We start from the raw sequence: 18,561 nt of genomic DNA, 5'->3' as shown, positions 1-18,561 counted from the left end.
AACCCAAACACCATTTCCGACCATGTCCGCGAAAGTATTCACTGCTGACGACGCCAAGGCCGCCAACATCACGCTGGCGGAGGAGGGCAAGGGCTCCCAGGCCGTGCACGATCTCGTCGTCGCCTACCGCGCCAACCGCCGCACCGGTTCCGCCAACACCAAGACCCGTGGCGAGGTGCGCGGCAACAACAAGAAGATTTACCGCCAGAAGGGCACGGGCAACGCCCGTCACGGCGACAAGCGCGCCCCGATCTTTGTCGGTGGTGGCACGGTCTTCGGACCCCGTCCCCGCGACTACTCGAAGAAGGTCACCAAGTCGACCCGCCGCCTCGCCTTGCGCCGCGTGCTGGCCGATGTGATCGCCGAAGGCAACCTCAAGGTGCTCCCGTCCTTCGCTGTCTCCGAGCCGAAGACCAAGGCGTTCGTCGCAGCGGTCAGCGCCGAGGCGGATCCGAAGAAGGTCCTCATCGTCGCCAAGAGCTTCGATGACAACACCTACCTTGCTGCCCGCAACGTCCAATGGGCGCAGTTGGTGACCGCCGACAGCGTCAACGTCGAGGAGCTGCTCCACGCTAACACGGTGCTCCTCGTCGAGGACGCTCTGGAAACCCTCGCGGCACGCACCGCCTAACCGCTTTCCGAAGCAACGAACCATGAAAGACCTTTATCAAGTCATCAAGAACGTCCGCGTCTCGGAAAAGGCCACGATGCTCAACGAGCTCAACAACGAGGTTGTCCTCGAAGTTGATCGCCGTGCGAACAAGCTCGAGATCAAGCGCGCCGTGGAATCGCTCCTCGGCAAGAAAGTCGTAGCTGTCCGCACCCTGAACCAAGCCGGCAAGTCCAAGCGTGAGCGTCGGGCCGATGCCGGACGCACCGCCCACTGGAAGAAGGCCATCGTCCGCCTCAAGGAGGGCGAAAACCTCGACCTCGTCTGATTTTTTCAACCCGCTTTATTGCGCAACCCTCTAGCGAGCCATGCCTCTCAAAGAGTTCAAACCCCTGACCCCGCCGCAGCGCTACAAGGTGCTGCCCGCCTTCGAGGAAATCACCAAGAAGAGCCCGGAGAAGTCCCTGCTTACCCCTCTCAAGAAGAGTGGCGGCCGGAACAATACCGGACGCATCACCACCCGTCACATCGGTGGAGGTCACAAGCGTCACTACCGCCTCGTCGACTTCAAGCGTCGCAAGCACGACGTGCCGGCCAAGGTCCTCGGCATCGAGTATGACCCGAACCGCACCTGCCGCATCGCCCTGATCCAGTACGAGGACGGCCAGAAGAGCTACATCCTCGCACCGGTCGGACTGCAGGTCGGAGCGACCGTGCTTTCCGGTGAGAAGGCCGCGCCGAAGCCGGGCAACGCCCTGCCGCTTAGCGAGGTGCCGCTCGGAACCGCGATCCACAACATCGAGCTCACTCCGGGCAATGGTGGCAAGGTCGCCCGCGCCGCAGGCCAGCAAGCCATCCTTTCCAACCGCGATGGCGAATGGGCCCTCGTGAAGATGCCTTCCGGCGAGATCCGCCGCTTCAACGCCCGGTGCTACTGCACCGTCGGCCAGGTCGGCAACCGCGATCACATGAACGAGGTTTCGGGTAAGGCCGGCCGCACCCGCTGGCAGGGCACCCGTCCGACCGTCCGTGGCATGTGCATGAACCCCGTCGACCACCCGAACGGTGGTGGTGAGGGCAAGTCCAAGTCCGGTGGTGGCCGCCAGCACCTTCTCAGCCCGTGGGGTCACGCCAAGGGCGAGAAGACCCGCAAGCCGAAAAAGCCGACCAACACCTTCATCGTCGAGCGCCGCAAAAAGAAGAAGCGCTAACTCCGAACCGATCCACTGAAACATGTCACGTTCCCTTAAGAAAGGCCCCTTCGTTGACCAGAAGCTTCTGGTCAAGATCGACGCGGCTGTCGCTTCGAACGACAAGAAGCCGATCAAGACCTGGAGCCGCAAGTCGATGATCACGCCCGACTTCGTCGGCCTGAACTTCGCCGTCCACAACGGCAAGACCTTCGTCCCGGTGTATGTCACCGAGAACATGGTCGGCCACAAGCTCGGTGAATTCGCCCCGACGCGGATCTTCCGCGCTCACGGCGGCATCGGCAAAAAGTAAGACCTCGATCACCCTCGCGCCATGTCCTTCGCTTCCGTCATTCGTCCTGTTACCGTCGCTGCCCTCGGGTGGTTCGCGGGCATGGGCGCGTGCCCGGGTCAGGCGGAGGATTTCGCGGAACTCCAGAACCAGCTCGCCGAACTCCGGTTGCGCAACAAGGCTCTGGAGCAGGGGATCGCCGAGGCCAACCGGGCCGAAAAGGAGGCATCCGAGCAGCTCGCCGAGGTGCGCCAGCGCCTCGAGGCACTCGGACGGGACCTTCTCGACGGCGGCGACGATCGCCTGATCCAGGCGATGTCGGACATCCAGGTGCTCAACGACCGGGTCGCGCAGCTCGAAGGCAGCGCGATGCGTCTCTCCGGCACCGTGTCCGAATTCCTTCGCCAGGCCCTCGCTTCCGACCCGGATACGAGGCTTCGTGTCGAAACCGCCATGCGGGAGCTTGACTCGGTCCTTGGACTGAGGCAGAAGCCCGCCCCCAACGCTCCAACCAGTGGCACGGCAGGCCGTGCGACGGTGATGAGCATCGATTCGGAAAGCGGCCTGCTTGTCCTCAACATCGGGGAACAGCAGACCACCCGGATCGGATCCACCTACCGCCTCTACCGGGGCGACCAAGCCTACGGCACCGCAATCATCGCAGACGTCCGACGTCGGGTGAGCGGTGCCTTCGTCGAATCGCTCGAGCCCGGCCAAGGGCCCGTCCGCATCGGCGACCGTGCCATTCTCGAAACCGAATAATCCCGCCGCAAGGCCCCAGACAACCCTTCAACCGACCGTCCGATGGAAGTCAAGAGCACCACCAAGTTCGTCCGCCTCTCGCCGAAGAAGGCACGCGACGTTGCCCGTGAGATTCAAGGTCTCCCGGTGTCCGCCGCGCTCGACATCCTCGCCTTCACCCCGAAGAAGGCGGCCTTCCTTATCAACAAGACCCTCAAGACCGCCATCGCGGACGCCGAGAACAACTTCGCGCTCGATGTCGACAACCTTTACATCAAGGAAGCTGTGATCGGCGCCGGTCCCACCTTCAAGCGCTTCAAGCCACGTGCCCGCGGTTCCGCCGGCGGCATCCTCAAGCGCACCAGCCACATTTTCATCACCCTTGCCGAAACGCCCGAGGCCGAAGAGAAGCCGAAGCGCGTTCACGTTTCCAAGAAGGTCGAAGCCTGATCCCAATCCCCGACACCGAATTTTATCATGGGCCAGAAAGTCAATCCCATCGGATTCCGCCTCGCCGTCAGCAAGGACTGGCGCTCCAAGTGGTATGCCTCCGGCAAGGACTACGCCGAGAAGCTCCACGAGGACCTCAAGATCCGCAAATACATCAAGGACCGCCTGCAGTTCGCCGCCCTCTCGAAGGTCGTCATCGAGCGCGCCTGGGCGAGTGTCCGCGTCACCCTGCACACCTCTCGTCCCGGCCTGATCATCGGCCGCAAGGGTTCGGAGATCGAGCGGATGACCAAGGATCTCCAGAAGCTTTGCTCGGATGGCAACGTCAAGATCGACATCGTTGAGATCCGCAAGCCGGAACTCGATGCCCAGCTTGTCGCCGAACAGGTCGCCGTGCAACTCGAGCGCCGGATCTCGTTCCGCCGTGCGATGAAGCGCGCCGTCCAGACCACCATGGACTTCGGTGCCGACGGCATCCGGATCCGCTGCGCCGGCCGCCTCGGCGGTGCCGACATCGCCCGTGCCGAATGGTATCGCGAGGGCAAGGTGCCGCTTCAGACGCTGCGCGTGCCGCTCGACTACGGTTTCGCCGAAGCCCGCACCGTTTACGGTGTGATCGGCGTGAAGTGCTGGGTGAACAAGAAGGAGGACGCCGACAAGGGTCCGTCGCCGCAAGGTGACCGCCGCCCGCCGCGCCGTCCGCGCAACAACGCCCCGGCACCTGCCGCCCCTCAAGCCTGATTCCCACAACCCAAACTTTTTAGGAGGACCCTGTCATGCCTTTGATGCCCAAACGCACGAAGTTCCGGAAGTCGCACCGCGGCAGCCGCGCCGGTAACGCGCAGCGCGGAACTTCCGTCGCCTTCGGTGATTTCGGACTCCAGTGCCTCGGTCGCGGCTGGATGAGCAACCGCCAGATCGAAGCCTGCCGTATCGCCATCAACCGTTACCTGAAGCGGAAGGGAAAAGTGTGGATTCGTATCTTCCCGCACAAGTCGATCACCTCCCGCCCGCCGGAAACCCGGATGGGTAAGGGTAAGGGTGCCGTCGACGCTTGGGTCGCCGTGGTCCGCCCCGGCACCATGCTTTTCGAAGTTTCCGGTGTCTCGGAATCCCAAGCCCGCGAGGCGATGCGCCTTGCTTCCTACAAGCTCGGCGTCCCGACCCGCTTCGTCGTCCGCAACCAGCATTCCTGAAGCCTTTAACCGCGCTCCCATCATGGCATCGACCAAGACCAACGAATTTGCCGAGCTGACCGTGCCCGAACTCGAGGCCAAGCTCCGCGACCTCAAGGAGGAGGCGTTCAACCTCCGCCTCCAACAGGCCACCGGGCAACTCGAGAACTCGGCCCGGATCCGCATCGTGCGCCGCGACACCGCGCGCGTCATGACCTACCTCAAGGCCCGCCTGAAGCAGGCCTGAGCCGTCCTTAACTTCATCCCATTTCCACCGCAATGAGCGAGACCCAGCAGGACAGCCGTCCCCATCTCAGCAAGACCCGCGTCGGCATCGTCGTGTCCGACAAGATGAACAAGACCCTCGTGGTCGAGCACGTCGCGCGCGTTCCGCACCCGGCCTTCAACAAGATCGTCAAGAAGTCGAAGAAGTACTACGTCCACGACGAGAACGGTGAAGCCAAGATCGGCGACAAGGTCCGGATCGTGGAGACCAAGCCGATTTCCAAGACCAAGTGCTGGAAGCTCGAGGAGGTCATCTCCCACTGATCCAACTCTTCGCGAACCAACCATCCGCCTTTTTCACGCCATGATCCAAATGGAATCCCTCGTCTCGGTCGCCGACAACACCGGCGCCCGTACCGCCAAGATGATTGGCGTCCTCGGCAAGCGCTCGCGCAGTGCCGACGTCGGCGACATCATCACCGCCCACATCCGCGATTCGATCCCTACCGCCTCCATCAAGAAGGGATCCGTGGTCAAGGCCGTGGTCGTACGCACCGCCGCGCCGATCCGCCGTTCCGACGGTTCGATCCTGCGCTTTGACAACAACGCCATCGTCGTGATCGACAAGGACAACAACCCGCGCGGCACCCGGATCTTCGGACCCGTCGCCCGCGAGCTTCGCGAGAAGCAGTTCATGAAGATCGTTTCCCTCGCACCCGAGGTTCTCTGAAATTTCCCAACCGAATCCCTTTTCCATGAAGACACACGTCAAGAAAGGCGACGAAGTCGAAGTGATCGCCGGCAACCACAAGGGCAAGCGCGGCACCGTGATGCTCGTCAATGCCTCCAAGGAACAGGTCATCGTCGAAGGCGTCCGCAAGATCAAGAAGGCCGTCCGCCGCTCCGAACAGAATCCCGACGGCGGGATTCTCGAGGAAGACGGTCCCATCCATATTTCCAATGTGAAAAAACTGGGCTGAGCACCGACACCGTCGGGGCATCCGCCCGCGCTTAAGCGCAATCCAACAAGCGCTGACCCGCTGAAACCATGAGCACACCGCTACTACAGAAACACTACAAGGAGAAGGTTGTGCCGGCTCTCACCGAGAAGCTCGGCTACGCCAATCCGCACCAGGTGCCCCGCGTCGAGAAGGTCGTGGTGACCACCTGCATGGGCAACGCCCCCGACCGCAAGGTCGCGGTGGACGATGCCGTCCTCGAGATCGCCAAGATCACCGGCCAACGCCCGTCGATCACCTACTCGAAGAAGGCCGTCGCGAACTTCAAGTTGCGCGCCGGTGAACCCCTCGGTGCCCGCGTCACCCTCCGTGGCGAGCGCATGTGGGAGTTCCTGTTCCGCTTCATCAACGTGACCTCGCCGAACATCCGTGACTTCCGGGGGATCACCTCGAAAAGCTTCGACGGCCAGGGCAACTACGCCATCGGCTTCGCCGACCAGTCGATCTTCCCGGAGATCGAACTCGACCAGATCAAGCGCCAGATCGGTTTCGACATCATCATCGTGACCTCGGCCAAGACCGACGACGAGGGACGCACGCTGCTCAGCGAACTGGGTATGCCGTTCCGCGAAAACAAGCCCGCCGAGGAGGGAGCGGCCGCCTGAGCCGTCCCGCAGCACTAACATCACGATATCATGGCTGTTGTTTCAGATCCCATTTCCGATTTCCTGACCCGCTTCAAGAACTGCTGCCGGGCCGGTAACGAGGAATTCTCCGCACCCTACTCCCGAATCAAGGCGGACATCGCCAAGATCCTCCAGGAGGAAGGCTACATTTGGAATTACGAGGTCGTCACGACCGACGGGTTCCCCGAAATCAAGGTCAAGGCCCGCTACGTCGACGGCCGCCCCGTGCTTACCGACCTCAAGCGGGTCTCGAAGCCGGGTCGCCGCGTCTATGCCGGTGCCGATGACATCCCGCGCGTCCTCAACGGTCTCGGCATCGCTGTCGTTTCGACCTCGAAGGGCGTGATGTCCGGAGCCACCGCCAAGCGTTCGCGCCTGGGTGGCGAGATCCTCGCCAAGGTCTGGTAACCCCAACACGAGAAAGGAAAGACCACCATGTCACGAGTTGGAACCAAACCGATCGCCTTGCCCGACAAGGTGAAGTTCAGTGTCGCCGACCGCACGGTTTTCATCGAAGGCCCGAAGGGCAAACTCGATTTCTGCCTGCCGAACGGCGTCAAGGTCAGTGAAGAGGACGGCGCCGTCGTCGTCGCCCGCGAGACCGAACTGCGCGAGCACCGTGCCCTCCACGGCACCGTGCGCAGCATCATCAACAACATGATCACCGGCGTGACCGAAGGCTTCGTCAAGGAGCTTGAGATCCAGGGCGTCGGTATGCGGGCCTCGGTCAAGGGCAAGGACCTCGACCTCGCGCTCGGAAAATCCCACCCGATCCTCCACCCGATCCCGGCCGATATCTCCGTGAGCGTCGCCGAGAACACCAAGATCAAGGTGGAAGGCATCGACAAACAGAAGGTCGGCCAGTTCGCCGCCGAAGTGCGCAGCTACTACCCGCCGGAACCCTACAAGGGCAAGGGCGTCCGCTACGCCGGAGAACGCGTCCGCCGCAAGGAAGGCAAGAGCGTCGGCAAATAATAACCCGCACCATCCAAGTACCCATGAGTCAACTCAATCGAAAGGAAGTGCGCCGCCGGATCCACAAGCGGATCCGCCGCAAGGTTACCGGCACCGCCGAGCGCCCGCGCCTCGCCGTGCACTACTCAAACCAGCACATTTACGCACAGATCATCGACGACAACGCCGGCTCCACGCTGGCCGCGGCGTCGACCCTCGACAAATCCGTCGAGAAGGCCGCATCGAATGTTGCCTGTGCGACATCGGTCGGTCAGCTTCTCGCCGAGCGCGCGAAGGCTGCCAACGTCAGCGCCGTGGTCTTCGACCGTGGCGGTCACCTGTATCACGGCAAGATCAAAGCACTTGCCGACGCCGCCCGTGAAGCCGGCCTCCAGTTCTAATTCCCGACCCAATCTGTCATGGTGACAAGCAACGATTCAACTCCCGCCGCAAAGGAAGCCTCGGCTCCGAAACCCGAGCAAGGCGGCAATGCCGTCGGCCCGGTTTCCGGAACCGGCGGTCAAGGCGGCCAACAAGGCCAAGGTCCCGGTGGTCCGGGCGGCGGACGTTCCTTCGGTGGAAACCGAGGGGGCCGCGGCCCTCGCCGTGAGGAGCGTCCTGTTCCGACCGTCGATGGTAAGGAAGTGACCGAGAAGGTTGTTTTCATCAACCGCTGCGCCAAGGTCGTCAAGGGCGGCCGCCGCTTCAGCTTCTCGGCGCTCGTCGTCGTGGGCGACAAGGAAGGCAAGGTCGGACTCGGATTCGGCAAGGCCAACGAGGTCGCGGACTCGATCCGCAAGGCCAGCGAGGCTGGCCGCAAGTCGCTCGTCCCGATGAATCTGGCCGAAGGCACGATCCCGCATGAAAGCTACGCCGAATACGGTGGTGGCAAGGTGCTGCTCAAGCCGGCGTCCCCGGGAACGGGCATCATCGCCGGTGGCGGCGTCCGCGCCGTCTGTGAGGCGGTCGGCATCCGCGACGTCCTGGCCAAGTCCCTCGGTTCGGCGAACCACGCGAACGTGGTGAAGGCGACCCTCAAGGCCCTGAGCCAACTCCGCACCCGCGACCAGATCTTCTCGGCCCGCGGCAAGCAGAAGAAGGAATCCATCTGAGAAACTTCGAACTCCCAACGTCCAACGTTGAATCTCGAATTATGAAACTTCACACACTCAAGCCCAACAAGGGTGCCAAGCACCGCATCAAGCGGCTAGGCTCCGGCGAAAGCTCCGGCCTCGGCAAGACCTGCGGCAAGGGCAACAAGGGTCAGAAGGCCCGTTCGGGCGGCTCGGTCCGCCCCGGCTTCGAAGGTGGCCAGATGCCCCTTCACCGCCGCCTTCCCAAGAAGGGCTTCAACAACATCAACTTCAAGACGAAGGCTTCGGTCGTCAATCTCGCCCAGCTCGAGAAGAGCTTCGAGGATGGCGACACGGTCAACGAGGAGGCGCTCCGCGCCAAGGGTCTGGTGAGCCGCAAGTGCGACATCGTCAAGGTCCTCGGCCAAGGGCAGCTCGCCAAGAAACTGACTGTGGCGGTCGACGCGGTAAGCGCTTCGGCCAAGGAGAAGATCGAGCAGGCCGGTGGCACGGTCGAAACGCCGTCAGCCGAGTAAGCGTCGGTTTCTCCCGTCTATGATCCCGAAACGTTGAGGAAGCGCCTGTCCGCTTCCTCAACGCGTTTAACAGAACGACTCCTTTCCCCAGAACCCGACACCCATGATCTCCGCTTTCGCGAACACCTGGAAGGTTCCCGAACTCCGCGACCGCATTCTCTTCACCCTTGCCATGATCGTGATCGTGCGCCTCGGCGTGCACGTCACGCTTCCCGGCGTCGACACGACGGTGATCGACGCCTGGATCGAGGACGCGAAACAGAAGTCGGACGCCACGACGGCCGGCGGCCTGCAGGCGATCCTCGGCATCTTCTCCGGTGGCGCGCTCCAGCAGGCGGGGGTTTTTGCCCTCGGGATCATGCCTTACATCTCCGCTTCGATCATGATGCAGCTCATGACGGCGGTGGTGCCCAAGCTGTCCAAGCTGTCCCGCGAGGACGGCGGACGCCAGAAGATCACCCAGTATACCCGCTACCTGACGATCGTGATTGCCCTCGTGCAGGGCATCTTTGTCGCCAAGGCCCTGATCAATCCGGGGACCAATCCGCTGATGGGGGGTATCGGGGAGACGATCGACCGGCTCGGACGTGATCTCGTTCCGAACCCGACGGTGCTCTGGCAGATCATCACGGTGCTGACGATTGTCGCCGGCACGCTGCTCCTGATGTGGATCGGTGACCAGATGACCGACAAGGGTATCGGCAACGGCACCTCCATCATCATCACCGTCAACATCATCGCGGCGTTGCCGGGAGCCTTGTTCCAGACCTGGCAGTATTTCGTCGCCGATCCGGACGCCAGCAAGTTCCGGGTGATGATGCTCGTGGTCATGATCGCCATGCTGTTGCTGGTGATTGCCGGCACAATCGCGATCACCCAGGCCCAGCGTCGGATCGCGATCCAGTACGCAAAGCGTGTCGTCGGAAGGAAACAGTTCGGTGGCCAGACCCAGTATCTCCCGCTCAAGGTGAATTACGCCGGTGTCATGCCGATCATCTTCGCGACCGCGGTTCTCTCGCTGCCGACGATCATTCTCACCCAGATGTTCCCCGAGGCCGGCTGGTCGCGTTCTCTGCAGGAAGCGCTTGCAGGTGGAACATGGTTCTACGTGCTGGGTGCCATCTTCATCTTCTTCTTCTCCTACTTCTGGGTCGCGACCATGTTCCAGCCGTCTCAGATCTCGGAGGACCTCAAGCGGAACGGTGGCTACATTCCCGGAGTTCGTCCGGGCAAACCGACGGCTGACTTCCTCGATTTCACCATGACCCGCCTGACGTTCGCGGGGGCGATCTTCCTGACCTTGATCTTCGTCCTTCCTGTGGCGATCGGCAAAATCGTCGGTCTTCCGCCGGGTTCAATGGTCCTCCAGTTCTTCGGGGGCACCAGCCTGCTGATCTTGGTCGGTGTGGTTCTTGACGTGATGCGTCAGGTGGAGACTCACCTGCTTCAGCGCCACTACGACGGCTTCCTCCGCAAGGGCAAGCTGAAGGGGCGCTACGACCGGCTCTCGCAGTCGTCGGGTTCGACCGGCGGCACGGCGATCGTTTACCTGTGGGCCTTCATCGGTCTTCTGTTGGTGATCGGCGCGGTGGCCTACTTCGCTCGCTAAAGAAGCGATGGCGCTTCATTTGATCCTTCTGGGTCCTCCCGCTTCGGGCAAGGGGACCCAGGGGCGGCGGCTAGCTGCGGATCGAGGGCTCGACTACCTCAGTACGGGGGCGCTGCTCCGTGGAGTTCTGAAGGAGGACTCGCCCGCGGCCAGGGAAATCCGGCCCATCCTCGATCGGGGGGGCTACATTCCGGACGAGCTGATGTGCGGAATCATGCGCGAGTGGCTGGCTGACCATCCGGGTGGCTGGGTGCTGGACGGGTTCCCGCGGACACTGATGCAGGACGATTTTCTGGCTGCTTGGCTGGCAGAGCGAGGCGAGCGGGTGGATGCGGCGGTTGCCCTTGATGTTCCGAAGGACGAACTCATCCGCAGGATCGAGGGTCGTGTCGAGTGTCCCGACTGTCGTTGGAGCGGGCAGAAGGAGGAACTGAACGAGGGGCGGCGCTGCCCGAAATGTGGTGGAGCTGCGGGGCCGAGGTCCGACGACAATCTGACGAATTTCCTTTCCCGTTACGACGAATACTGCGAGCAAACCGTGCCGGTGATCGAACGTCACGATGCGGCGGGAACCCTGCTTCACTGTGATGCGACCCGCTCGGTCGATGAGGTCGCGGCAACGATTGAGGCAAATCTGAAAACCCTGACCAACGATGGCGAAACGGCGTAAAATCCGGATCAAGAACGCCCGCGAGATCGAGCTGATGCGGGCGGCGGGTCAGGTCGCGAGCGAGATCCTGCAGGAGGTCGCGTCGATGGCGAAGCCCGGCGTAACCACCGGGGAGATCGATGCCGAGGCTGCCAAGCTGATGCAGAAAAACGGCTGCAAGAGCGCGTTTCTGGGCTATCGGGGATTTCCCGGTTACACCTGCATCTCGGTGAATGAAGAAGTGGTTCACGGGATCGGCGGTCCCCGGGTGATCCACCCCGGTGACATTCTGAAGATCGATGTCGGCATCGTGAAGAACGGCTGGATCGGTGATAACGCGACGACGGTTCCGGTCGGCGAAGTTCCCGATGAGACGAAGCGTCTGCTGGCGGCGACCGAGGAGTCTCTTTTCGCCGCGATCGACAAGGCCCGGGCCGGTCTCCGGCTCGCCGAGTTGTGCGGGGCGGTGGAGGATCACGTGAAACCGTTGGGATTTACCGTCGTGCGCGAGTTTGTCGGGCACGGGGTCGGTCGAGAACTCCACGAAGAGCCCCAGATCCCGAACTATCGTCCCAGCGGAAAGACACCGATTCTGGAGCCTGGAATGATCCTCGCGATCGAACCGATGGTGAATGCCGGGTCGCCCCACGTCAGGATCCTGGATGACGGCTGGACCGTCATTACCGCGGATCGCAAGGCGTCAGCTCACTTCGAGCATACGGTATTGGTGACCGAAGGTGATCCGGAGCTCCTGACCAACCGACCCCGGACAGCGACGCCCGAGCTGCTCGGGATCTGAAGCAGTTTCCGCCTCTCGGCGGAAGTCCTCAACGTTGACCCGTGTTCGGTCGGGCGACCGCGAAACGGTATTTCTGCACCGCGTAGGCGATCGATTTGGCCACGGTCCGCTGGTAGCCGGAGTCGTGGATCAGCTTCGCCTCGTAGGGATGGGTCATGAACCCGCACTCGACCAGGATCGACGGGTGCTTGACTCCGCTGAGGACGCTGAACCGTGCCCGCTTGATCCCGCGGTCGAGGGTGTAGGATTTGCCGGTCTTCTTGTCCTTGAGCGTGCTGAGGAGGGTGCCGTGCACCGCGGTGGCCAATGCGACGTTGGCGGAGTCGTGGTGATTGCCGGTCTTCGGGCTGAAGTCGCTGGCCTTGAGTCCGCGGCCGTAGTGGGAGACGCCGACAGGTGAAAGGGTGAACGTTTCGATACCCCGGGCACCCGACCGGTTCGAACTGGTCGAGTTGTGGTGGATCGAAATGAAGATCGCGTTTTCCGTAATCCGGTTGGCGATGTCGACCCGTTGCTGAAGCGAAAGGTAACGGTTCGAGTCGCGGGTCATGATGACCTTGTACTTGTATTCCTTCTCCAGGTAATCCTTGAGGAAGCCGGCGACCTTCAGGTTGTAGTTGGCTTCGGTGCCGATGGAATTGGTGGCGCCCGGGTCCTTGCCACCATGCCCGGCGTCGATGATCACCGTCCGGAAATTCCCCGCGTTTTCAATGATGTTCGGGCGAAGCACCGGGTGGACGAGCTTCATCAGATCGATCTTCGAGAGCCACGCCTTCCCTCCCGAGCTTTCGATCGGGTAGCTGAAGACGAACTTCACGCCGTTCATGTAGCACTCGTGGGAGTTGGTGCTCAGCTTGATCTCGACGGCGTCGTCCTCGAGCACGATCGACTTGCCCGACTGGCTGAGGCGCTTGAATCCGTAGAATTCCTTCATCGAATTCACGCTGACGTAGCCCCGGCCATGGATCGTGCGCTCATCCCAGCCGGCGTGTGCCGTGAGGGCACAAGCCGCAAGGATAAGGGTCAGTCGGATCAGAAAGGGGAGCCGGCTCATGGGCGCGCAAATTGCTGCGGTCGCGACCGCCCCGGATCATTACCCGGAATCGGTCGATCTGACAAATCCGTTTTGAGGTGGCGTTAGATCGTTTTTTCCGCTGAGAATGCGGGAATCTACGGTGAATTTCTCGTGATCGGCCGCCTCGTGGCTTGCCGCCAGAACGCCGGAACCGGATGATGATCCCATGGAAGCTGTTTTGAAGCACGATCTCCCGGACCGCTTCGGTTCGATGCTGGTCAAGGAGATGCGCCAGAACATGAGGCGCGGCAGTTTCGTGATTCCGTTCCTCGCCGTGCACGCCTTGGCGGTGGCAGCGGTGATTGTCGAATTCCAAACCGGAGCCACCGACCGCTACTCGGATCTGGTGGGGATGCTGAATCTCGGTCTTCTTGGCACCTCAGGCCCGCTATGGATCGCGATCAGCCTCGTCTGCGCCCTGATCATGCCGCTTGGAGGCCTCGTGCTGATGGGGCAGGAGCTTGAGGAGGGGAACCACGAGTTGCTGCTGTTGACCAAATTGAGCCGCTGGAAGGTGGTCCGGGGCAAGTTTTTCAGCCTCTGGTCGCTCTGTGTCCTCACACTCTTTTCCCTGCTGCCCTATGTGATCGTCCGCTACCAGATCGGCGGTGTCGAACTGGTCCGTGACCTCGCCTGCACGCTGACGGTTCTGGCACTCTCGGCGGTGGTCTGTGCCGGTGCGATCGGTGCGTCTTCCTTCCGCGGACTCGGTGCACGCATGGCCACCATGCTGCTCTTCCTTGGCTCGGCGCTCGCCTCGGGTGGCACGGCGATCGCCGCGTGTGGTGCCGTGACCGATGAGGCCGGTGTCTTCTGGCACCTCAACGCGCTCGCGGCGACGGCCTGCTTCGTGATGATGGGCTTGGGGCTCGCGCGCTCCCGGCTGCGCCTCGTCGTGCATGCCTACGAAGTGAAACCGAGCTTCATGGTCGTGGGCCTCTTGTTCTTCACGCCCTTCGTCGTCGGAATGACGACGGCGATGACGGCCGGATTCGCAGGATTGGTGGGTTTGGTTGGAATGGGGTTGGTGGCGATCTATGCCGATGTGACTCCAAAGGCGCCCGCCTGGGTCAAGGCACCCGCCGCAAACGTCCCGGGCGCCTCTCCGCCCCCGGAGCCAGCCGCCGCTCCGACGGATGCCCCGGCCGCGTCCGAGGTGCCTGGCGAGGCCACTCCGAATCCTTCTCCCGCGACCCCTCCCAAAATGCCTGACTCCGCTTCGACGGACTGATTCATGATTGCTGCCTCCAAGGCCTTTGGCGCCACACTTTTCTTCTCAATTCTCTCATCATCGGCCCTGTTCGCCACCGATGCGGCGCTGACCAGCCCCGAACCGGGATCCACGCTGGCCAATTCGACAGTCACCTTCACGTGGACGGCCGGGCCGGGTGGCTATTATCTCTATGTCGGAACCTCAGTAGGAAGTTTTGACATCCACAATTCCGGATACATCGCGCCGGGAACGCTATCGAGGCAGGTCACAGGAGTTCCGACCGCAAGCCCGGTCTACGTGCGGCTGTGGTGCGAAACCTCGTCGGGAAGCGGACAGTACTACATCGATGATTACACCTTCAACACGGACATCGACGGCGACGGGATCCGCGATTCGATCGATCCCAATCCCGGGGTGGCCGACCCGATGGTGGTGCGCTCGGGTTCGGACCATATCCTGACCGTGCTGGGCTCCGGCCGGGTCGCCGTGATCGAGTCCGCCTCGCTCTTCGGCAGCACGTTCGATGACATGTCGACGACGGAAGCCCGTGGCGTGGCGCAGCGGGTGTATGAGCATTTCCAGGACGACTTCGACTTCATCATGATCGCGTCCAATCAGGCGTCCGTTCCTGGCGGGAGCTACTACGGGCGCTTCTACAACGCCCGCAATGACATCGGTGGAATCGGCAAGAGCACTTTCGACAGCACGGCGCTGTTCGGTTCGTCGGGCCAACTTCAGGGAGCGATCCACCTGACTTCGACCGGTGGCCTCATCGGCGGTCCGAGCCTGCATGAGCTGGCTCACAACTGGGGCAATTCGATGGCATCGGTTCCAACCGCGGTTGGAGGGCACTGGGGCTATTCCAATATCGGTGGCCAGCTCGGTGGCTGGGCACCCGGAACCTTGGAAAGTCTTGGTGGGAACCTCTACAGGGCGAAGAATCCGAGAACCCTCACGTTTCAAGGGTTCGGGGGGAATGCGAACGGTGGCAACTCGCTGCCCTACAGCCAGTTCGAGCTCTACACGATGGGGTTGATTGATGCGGAGGACATCACCCAGGAGATCAAGGTTGCGAATGGCTTCGCTTGGGCGGACTACGCCACAGGTCAGTTCACGGCGACCAGCATCACGAGTCTGACGATGGCCGAGGTCGTGTCGACCGATGGGGCTCGGACGCCGGACAGCAGCACGTCGCAGAAGGACTTCCGGGTTCTCTACCTCATCCTAACGGATGGGCCACTAACCCTCGGCGAGTGGGCCGACTTCGATGCCGATGTCGAGGTGTTCGCCCGAAATGCCGCGAGTGGTGGCAGTTCGTACAATTTCTGGGAGGCCACCGGAGGTCTGGCGACCCTGACGATGGATGGGTTGATCGAGAGTCTCGTGCCCGAGGAATTCCGGATCGATAGCCTCGTCTTTCTTCCGGGAACGCCCCGGACGGTTCGGGTCTCAATCATGAGTGAGCTCGGGAAAAACTACACGCTGGAGCATGCGACCACGCTGTCCGGTTGGATTGATGGAGCTTCGACCGCGGGAACAGGCGGAACGATCCAACTCGACCACGTCGTCGGGACCGCACCGAAGATGCAGTTCCGTGTTCGCGCCGATTGAGCGAGGCGGACTTAGCGCATTCCTGCGAACCGCTTCCGCATGAGGTCGCGTTCGGAGAGGTCGGGAGTCTTCGATCTGGCGTCTTCGATCCACGCCCACTCGAGCTCGTTCTTGGTCGGCCGTTTGGTCTCGTAAAAGACCCCGAACTTTCCGGGAAACTCCTCCTCGGCGAGTTCCATGGCTGCGGCGGTGGACTCCATGTCGCGCGATGATTCGTCGACCAGATCGAAGGTACCGCCCTTGCGCGGGTTTCCGGCATCGAAGGCGCCGGGGTAGAACATGGTGCACTCCGACAGCGTTTCGACGACCGCGAAACCGGGATGGAGGATCGCCCGCTCGAACATCTCGTTCATGTGCTTCACTTGCGCCGCGTGGGTGCGGGCGATGAAGGTAGCCCCGCTCGAAACCAGTTGGGCCATCGGGTTGATCGGGCGGTCGATGGCGCCACGGGGATCGGTCTTGGACCTGCGGCCGATCGGTGTGGTCGGAGACGTCTGGTTCTTCGTCAGTCCGTAGACGAAGTTGTCCATGATCACATAGGACAGGTTGATGTTCTTGCGCGCGGCGTGGGTCAGGTGGTTGCCGCCGATCGAGTAGCCGTCGCCGTCCCCGCCAAAGACGAACACGTGGAGATCGGGACGTGACAGCGAGATGCCGGTGGCGAGGGGCAGGGCCCGGCCGTGGATGAAGTGGATGCCGTGGGCGTTGACGAAGTAAGGGAAGCGCGACGAGCAACCGATGCCGGCGACGCAGACGATTTTCTCGTGCGGAATCCCGAGGTTGCCGACGACATTGAAGAATGACGCGAGCACGGCGAAATCGCCGCAGGCGGGGCACCAGGTCGGGTGATCGGCCTTGAGCTCCTTCTTGGTGAGCTTCTTGGCGGGTGGAGCGGTTTCGGACATGGGTTTGGCGGGTTTAGCGGAGAAGTTGCAGGGCGGCGTCCTCGATTTCCTTCACGCGGAAGGTCAGTCCCTGGACCTTGTTGAGCGACTGGATGTTCGGATTGCAGGTCACGGACCGCAGCAGCGATGCGAGCTGGCCGAAGCCGTAGATGCCGCAGTCGTTCATCTCGGGAACGAGAACGTGCGTGTAGCGGTGGAAGATGTCGGCCAACCCGTTGCGCAGCGGATGGATATGGCGGAGGTGGAGCGAGCCGACCCGGTGACCGGCGTCCTGAAGCCGCTCGGTGGCTTCCTTGATGGGGCCGAAGGTCGAGCCCCAGCCGACAAACAGGAGGTCGCCTTGCTCGTCGCCGAAGAAGTCCGGTGCGGGCAGCGAGTTCGCCAGCTTTACGAGTTTCTCGCGCCGCTTGGCGGTCATCTTCTCGTGCATCACCGGGTTGCCCGACGGGTGGCCCCATTCGTCGTGCTCAAGGCCGGTCACGACCGGGTAGCGGCCGTCGGGCGATGGGCAGCCCGGCGGTGCGTGGCGGGTGATCGCGTCTAGCGGGTAAGGTTTGCAGTCGGCCGGGCAGGTCGAGAGGTCGAGCATCGGCTCGATCCAGTGTTTCTCGAGGTCGGGTTCGGGAAATGCCTCGATGCGGGTGGCGATCGCCTGGTCGGAAAGGATGATGACGGGAGTCGAATACTCGCGCGCGATGCGGCAGGCCTCGATCGCCGTGTAGAAGCAGTCCTCGACGTCGCGCGGGGCGAGCACGACGCGTGGCGAATCGCCGTGGGAACCGTAGATCGCCTGCATCAGGTCCGATTGCTCGACCGAAGTCGGCATGCCGGTCGACGGGCCGCCGCGCTGGATGTTGACCACGACCAGTGGCAGCTCGGCCATCGTGGCGTAGCCGATCGCCTCGGATTTGAGGGAGAGTCCGGGACCGGAGGAGCCGGTGATCGCAAGGTGGCCGGAGTAGCTGGCTCCGATCGCGAGGGCGACCGCGGCGAGCTCATCCTCCGCCTGGATGAACATGCCGCCGTATTTCGGCAACTCGGAGCGGAGGGTTTCCATGATGCTCGACCACGGGGTGATCGGGTAGCCGGCACCGTAGCGGCAGCCGCCGGCGATCAGGCCGAGCGTGAGCATCGTGTTGCCGTCCGTCGAAATCCGGTTCTGCTCCTCGTTCTCGCCGGGAGCGAACGGCATGTGATTGATGTCGTGGACCTGCCAAGCAAAGCCGGCGTCGAAGGCGAGCAGGGCGTTGCGCAGAACGTCCTCCGACTTCTTGCCGAACTTCCGGCTGATGATCTGAACGAGCTTCTCGCGGTCGAGCTTGTAGACTGCGCACAGGGTGCCGAGGACGAAGATGTTCTTGCCGCGGTCCTTGGCGGATCCGCCGATCGCTTCGATCGAGGCGGAGGTGAACGGGATGCCGATGTGGATGATGTCGCGTTCCTCCTTCAGCTCGGTCACGTGGTCGCTGTCATAGAAGCAGATGCCTCCGTCGCGCAGCGAGTGCAGGTGGTTGTCGTAGGAGTCCTGATAGAAGGCGACCAAGGTGTCGGCTTCGTCGCCCGGATGGAGCACCTTGCCCGATCCGAGGTGGACCTGGAAAATGCTGGGTCCGCCGGAGATCGTGCTCGGGATCGTCATGTAGGTCATGACGTCCTGGGCGGTCGAACCCGCGAGCTGGGCGAGGAAGGCGCCGATCGACTGGATTCCGTCTTGGGAGTGTCCGGCGAGGCGGATAACGGCGTTGCGGAGCGCCTGGGGCGCGGAAGCGGATGCTTGAGACATCGGATCAGGGTTTCGTTTTTCTTAAC

General features: G+C 62.4%; 26 protein-coding genes. 23 read left to right on the top strand and 3 right to left on the bottom strand.

What is annotated here, in order from left to right; genetic code table 11:
• Positions 1 to 22: 22 nt before the first annotated feature.
• The 21 genes from rplD (at position 23) to map (ending at position 11,948) form a co-directional block, all read left to right on the top strand.
• The gene (gene rplD, locus HAHE_RS02530) at positions 23 to 631 is read left to right on the top strand and encodes a 50S ribosomal protein L4 (RefSeq protein WP_338688328.1); all 609 of its coding nucleotides are present in this window, start codon (positions 23 to 25) and stop codon (positions 629 to 631) included.
• A 22-nt stretch (positions 632 to 653) separates the two neighbouring features.
• Positions 654 to 938: a 50S ribosomal protein L23 gene (rplW, locus tag HAHE_RS02525; RefSeq protein ID WP_338688327.1), complete on the top strand. Its 285-nt coding sequence runs from the start codon at positions 654 to 656 to the stop codon at positions 936 to 938.
• Between the two features lie 40 nt (positions 939 to 978).
• Positions 979 to 1,821: a 50S ribosomal protein L2 gene (gene rplB, locus HAHE_RS02520; RefSeq protein ID WP_338688324.1), complete on the top strand. Its 843-nt coding sequence runs from the start codon at positions 979 to 981 to the stop codon at positions 1,819 to 1,821.
• Positions 1,822 to 1,843: 22 nt separating this feature from the next.
• Positions 1,844 to 2,113, top strand: coding sequence for a 30S ribosomal protein S19 (gene rpsS / locus HAHE_RS02515; RefSeq protein ID WP_338688322.1), 270 nt, complete (start codon positions 1,844 to 1,846; stop codon positions 2,111 to 2,113).
• Between the two features lie 21 nt (positions 2,114 to 2,134).
• On the top strand, positions 2,135 to 2,854 hold the full coding sequence (locus tag HAHE_RS02510; RefSeq protein ID WP_338688319.1) for a hypothetical protein: 720 nt from the start codon (positions 2,135 to 2,137) through the stop codon (positions 2,852 to 2,854).
• 42 nt (positions 2,855 to 2,896) lie between these two features.
• A complete protein-coding gene (gene rplV, locus HAHE_RS02505) occupies positions 2,897 to 3,283 on the top strand; it encodes a 50S ribosomal protein L22 (RefSeq protein ID WP_338688316.1) in 387 nt (128 codons plus the stop codon).
• A 27-nt stretch (positions 3,284 to 3,310) separates the two neighbouring features.
• On the top strand, positions 3,311 to 4,024 hold the full coding sequence (gene rpsC, locus HAHE_RS02500) for a 30S ribosomal protein S3 (RefSeq protein ID WP_338688314.1): 714 nt from the start codon (positions 3,311 to 3,313) through the stop codon (positions 4,022 to 4,024).
• 35 nt (positions 4,025 to 4,059) lie between these two features.
• A complete protein-coding gene (gene rplP, locus HAHE_RS02495; protein WP_338688312.1) occupies positions 4,060 to 4,479 on the top strand; it encodes a 50S ribosomal protein L16 in 420 nt (139 codons plus the stop codon).
• Between the two features lie 22 nt (positions 4,480 to 4,501).
• Entirely contained in the window at positions 4,502 to 4,705 is a 204-nt protein-coding gene (gene rpmC / locus HAHE_RS02490; protein ID WP_338688310.1) for a 50S ribosomal protein L29, read from the top strand.
• Between the two features lie 32 nt (positions 4,706 to 4,737).
• Positions 4,738 to 5,007 carry a 30S ribosomal protein S17 gene (gene rpsQ / locus HAHE_RS02485; RefSeq protein ID WP_338688308.1) on the top strand — a complete coding sequence of 90 codons (270 nt, stop codon included), beginning with the start codon at positions 4,738 to 4,740 and terminating at the stop codon, positions 5,005 to 5,007.
• Between the two features lie 40 nt (positions 5,008 to 5,047).
• The gene (gene rplN / locus HAHE_RS02480) at positions 5,048 to 5,413 is read left to right on the top strand and encodes a 50S ribosomal protein L14 (protein WP_338688307.1); all 366 of its coding nucleotides are present in this window, start codon (positions 5,048 to 5,050) and stop codon (positions 5,411 to 5,413) included.
• A gap of 25 nt (positions 5,414 to 5,438) precedes the next feature.
• Positions 5,439 to 5,663, top strand: a complete 225-nt coding sequence (gene rplX, locus HAHE_RS02475; RefSeq protein WP_338688305.1) for a 50S ribosomal protein L24 — start codon at positions 5,439 to 5,441, stop codon at positions 5,661 to 5,663.
• A 68-nt stretch (positions 5,664 to 5,731) separates the two neighbouring features.
• Positions 5,732 to 6,307 carry a 50S ribosomal protein L5 gene (gene rplE / locus HAHE_RS02470; RefSeq protein ID WP_338688303.1) on the top strand — a complete coding sequence of 192 codons (576 nt, stop codon included), beginning with the start codon at positions 5,732 to 5,734 and terminating at the stop codon, positions 6,305 to 6,307.
• 30 nt (positions 6,308 to 6,337) lie between these two features.
• Positions 6,338 to 6,736: a 30S ribosomal protein S8 gene (gene rpsH, locus HAHE_RS02465; protein WP_338688301.1), complete on the top strand. Its 399-nt coding sequence runs from the start codon at positions 6,338 to 6,340 to the stop codon at positions 6,734 to 6,736.
• A 27-nt stretch (positions 6,737 to 6,763) separates the two neighbouring features.
• A complete protein-coding gene (gene rplF, locus HAHE_RS02460; RefSeq protein ID WP_338688299.1) occupies positions 6,764 to 7,303 on the top strand; it encodes a 50S ribosomal protein L6 in 540 nt (179 codons plus the stop codon).
• 23 nt (positions 7,304 to 7,326) lie between these two features.
• Positions 7,327 to 7,683: a 50S ribosomal protein L18 gene (gene rplR, locus HAHE_RS02455; protein WP_338688296.1), complete on the top strand. Its 357-nt coding sequence runs from the start codon at positions 7,327 to 7,329 to the stop codon at positions 7,681 to 7,683.
• An 18-nt stretch (positions 7,684 to 7,701) separates the two neighbouring features.
• A complete protein-coding gene (gene rpsE, locus HAHE_RS02450; RefSeq protein ID WP_343218195.1) occupies positions 7,702 to 8,394 on the top strand; it encodes a 30S ribosomal protein S5 in 693 nt (230 codons plus the stop codon).
• 41 nt (positions 8,395 to 8,435) lie between these two features.
• Positions 8,436 to 8,891, top strand: coding sequence for a 50S ribosomal protein L15 (gene rplO, locus HAHE_RS02445; protein WP_338688293.1), 456 nt, complete (start codon positions 8,436 to 8,438; stop codon positions 8,889 to 8,891).
• Positions 8,892 to 8,994: 103 nt separating this feature from the next.
• Complete coding sequence (secY, locus tag HAHE_RS02440; protein WP_338688291.1) at positions 8,995 to 10,500, top strand: preprotein translocase subunit SecY; 1,506 nt, start codon at positions 8,995 to 8,997, stop codon at positions 10,498 to 10,500.
• A 7-nt stretch (positions 10,501 to 10,507) separates the two neighbouring features.
• Positions 10,508 to 11,170, top strand: coding sequence for an adenylate kinase family protein (locus HAHE_RS02435; protein WP_338688288.1), 663 nt, complete (start codon positions 10,508 to 10,510; stop codon positions 11,168 to 11,170).
• Positions 11,154 to 11,948 carry a type I methionyl aminopeptidase gene (map, locus tag HAHE_RS02430; protein ID WP_338688286.1) on the top strand — a complete coding sequence of 265 codons (795 nt, stop codon included), beginning with the start codon at positions 11,154 to 11,156 and terminating at the stop codon, positions 11,946 to 11,948. The genes HAHE_RS02435 and map overlap by 17 nt, the downstream gene beginning before the upstream one ends.
• A 28-nt stretch (positions 11,949 to 11,976) precedes the next feature.
• On the opposite strand, the gene HAHE_RS02425 is transcribed toward map, so the two are convergent.
• On the bottom strand, positions 11,977 to 13,002 hold the full coding sequence (locus HAHE_RS02425) for an N-acetylmuramoyl-L-alanine amidase (protein ID WP_338688284.1): 1,026 nt from the start codon (positions 13,000 to 13,002) through the stop codon (positions 11,977 to 11,979).
• A 187-nt stretch (positions 13,003 to 13,189) separates the two neighbouring features.
• Here HAHE_RS02425 and HAHE_RS02420 point away from each other — a divergent pair, with 187 nt between their 5' ends.
• Positions 13,190 to 14,254, top strand: a complete 1,065-nt coding sequence (locus HAHE_RS02420) for a hypothetical protein (protein ID WP_338688282.1) — start codon at positions 13,190 to 13,192, stop codon at positions 14,252 to 14,254.
• Positions 14,255 to 14,257: 3 nt separating this feature from the next.
• The gene (locus tag HAHE_RS02415; protein ID WP_338688280.1) at positions 14,258 to 15,847 is read left to right on the top strand and encodes a hypothetical protein; all 1,590 of its coding nucleotides are present in this window, start codon (positions 14,258 to 14,260) and stop codon (positions 15,845 to 15,847) included.
• An 11-nt stretch (positions 15,848 to 15,858) separates the two neighbouring features.
• On the opposite strand, the gene HAHE_RS02410 is transcribed toward HAHE_RS02415, so the two are convergent.
• Positions 15,859 to 16,752 carry a thiamine pyrophosphate-dependent enzyme gene (locus tag HAHE_RS02410; protein WP_338688278.1) on the bottom strand — a complete coding sequence of 298 codons (894 nt, stop codon included), beginning with the start codon at positions 16,750 to 16,752 and terminating at the stop codon, positions 15,859 to 15,861.
• A gap of 13 nt (positions 16,753 to 16,765) precedes the next feature.
• The gene (locus HAHE_RS02405) at positions 16,766 to 18,535 is read right to left on the bottom strand and encodes a 2-oxoacid:acceptor oxidoreductase subunit alpha (protein ID WP_338688275.1); all 1,770 of its coding nucleotides are present in this window, start codon (positions 18,533 to 18,535) and stop codon (positions 16,766 to 16,768) included.
• Positions 18,536 to 18,561: the final 26 nt, after the last annotated feature.

The sequence above is a fragment of the Haloferula helveola genome, from assembly GCF_037076345.1.
Taxonomy (GTDB): domain Bacteria; phylum Verrucomicrobiota; class Verrucomicrobiia; order Verrucomicrobiales; family Akkermansiaceae; genus Haloferula; species Haloferula helveola.
This window is presented reverse-complemented; position numbering and strand designations above follow the sequence as displayed.

Bases quoted from the DNA above. Each gene is read 5' to 3' on its own strand.
- rplD (WP_338688328.1), top strand. From the start codon at position 23: ATGTCCGCGAAAGTATTCACTGCTGACGACGCCAAGGCCGCCAACATC.
- rplW (WP_338688327.1), top strand. From the start codon at position 654: ATGAAAGACCTTTATCAAGTCATCAAGAACGTCCGCGTCTCGGAAAAG.
- rplB (WP_338688324.1), top strand. From the start codon at position 979: ATGCCTCTCAAAGAGTTCAAACCCCTGACCCCGCCGCAGCGCTACAAG.
- rpsS (WP_338688322.1), top strand. From the start codon at position 1,844: ATGTCACGTTCCCTTAAGAAAGGCCCCTTCGTTGACCAGAAGCTTCTG.
- HAHE_RS02510 (WP_338688319.1), top strand. From the start codon at position 2,135: ATGTCCTTCGCTTCCGTCATTCGTCCTGTTACCGTCGCTGCCCTCGGG.
- rplV (WP_338688316.1), top strand. From the start codon at position 2,897: ATGGAAGTCAAGAGCACCACCAAGTTCGTCCGCCTCTCGCCGAAGAAG.
- rpsC (WP_338688314.1), top strand. From the start codon at position 3,311: ATGGGCCAGAAAGTCAATCCCATCGGATTCCGCCTCGCCGTCAGCAAG.
- rplP (WP_338688312.1), top strand. From the start codon at position 4,060: ATGCCTTTGATGCCCAAACGCACGAAGTTCCGGAAGTCGCACCGCGGC.
- rpmC (WP_338688310.1), top strand. From the start codon at position 4,502: ATGGCATCGACCAAGACCAACGAATTTGCCGAGCTGACCGTGCCCGAA.
- rpsQ (WP_338688308.1), top strand. From the start codon at position 4,738: ATGAGCGAGACCCAGCAGGACAGCCGTCCCCATCTCAGCAAGACCCGC.
- rplN (WP_338688307.1), top strand. From the start codon at position 5,048: ATGATCCAAATGGAATCCCTCGTCTCGGTCGCCGACAACACCGGCGCC.
- rplX (WP_338688305.1), top strand. From the start codon at position 5,439: ATGAAGACACACGTCAAGAAAGGCGACGAAGTCGAAGTGATCGCCGGC.
- rplE (WP_338688303.1), top strand. From the start codon at position 5,732: ATGAGCACACCGCTACTACAGAAACACTACAAGGAGAAGGTTGTGCCG.
- rpsH (WP_338688301.1), top strand. From the start codon at position 6,338: ATGGCTGTTGTTTCAGATCCCATTTCCGATTTCCTGACCCGCTTCAAG.
- rplF (WP_338688299.1), top strand. From the start codon at position 6,764: ATGTCACGAGTTGGAACCAAACCGATCGCCTTGCCCGACAAGGTGAAG.
- rplR (WP_338688296.1), top strand. From the start codon at position 7,327: ATGAGTCAACTCAATCGAAAGGAAGTGCGCCGCCGGATCCACAAGCGG.
- rpsE (WP_343218195.1), top strand. From the start codon at position 7,702: ATGGTGACAAGCAACGATTCAACTCCCGCCGCAAAGGAAGCCTCGGCT.
- rplO (WP_338688293.1), top strand. From the start codon at position 8,436: ATGAAACTTCACACACTCAAGCCCAACAAGGGTGCCAAGCACCGCATC.
- secY (WP_338688291.1), top strand. From the start codon at position 8,995: ATGATCTCCGCTTTCGCGAACACCTGGAAGGTTCCCGAACTCCGCGAC.
- HAHE_RS02435 (WP_338688288.1), top strand. From the start codon at position 10,508: ATGGCGCTTCATTTGATCCTTCTGGGTCCTCCCGCTTCGGGCAAGGGG.
- map (WP_338688286.1), top strand. From the start codon at position 11,154: ATGGCGAAACGGCGTAAAATCCGGATCAAGAACGCCCGCGAGATCGAG.
- HAHE_RS02425 (WP_338688284.1), bottom strand. From the start codon at position 13,002: ATGAGCCGGCTCCCCTTTCTGATCCGACTGACCCTTATCCTTGCGGCT.
- HAHE_RS02420 (WP_338688282.1), top strand. From the start codon at position 13,190: ATGGAAGCTGTTTTGAAGCACGATCTCCCGGACCGCTTCGGTTCGATG.
- HAHE_RS02415 (WP_338688280.1), top strand. From the start codon at position 14,258: ATGATTGCTGCCTCCAAGGCCTTTGGCGCCACACTTTTCTTCTCAATT.
- HAHE_RS02410 (WP_338688278.1), bottom strand. From the start codon at position 16,752: ATGTCCGAAACCGCTCCACCCGCCAAGAAGCTCACCAAGAAGGAGCTC.
- HAHE_RS02405 (WP_338688275.1), bottom strand. From the start codon at position 18,535: ATGTCTCAAGCATCCGCTTCCGCGCCCCAGGCGCTCCGCAACGCCGTT.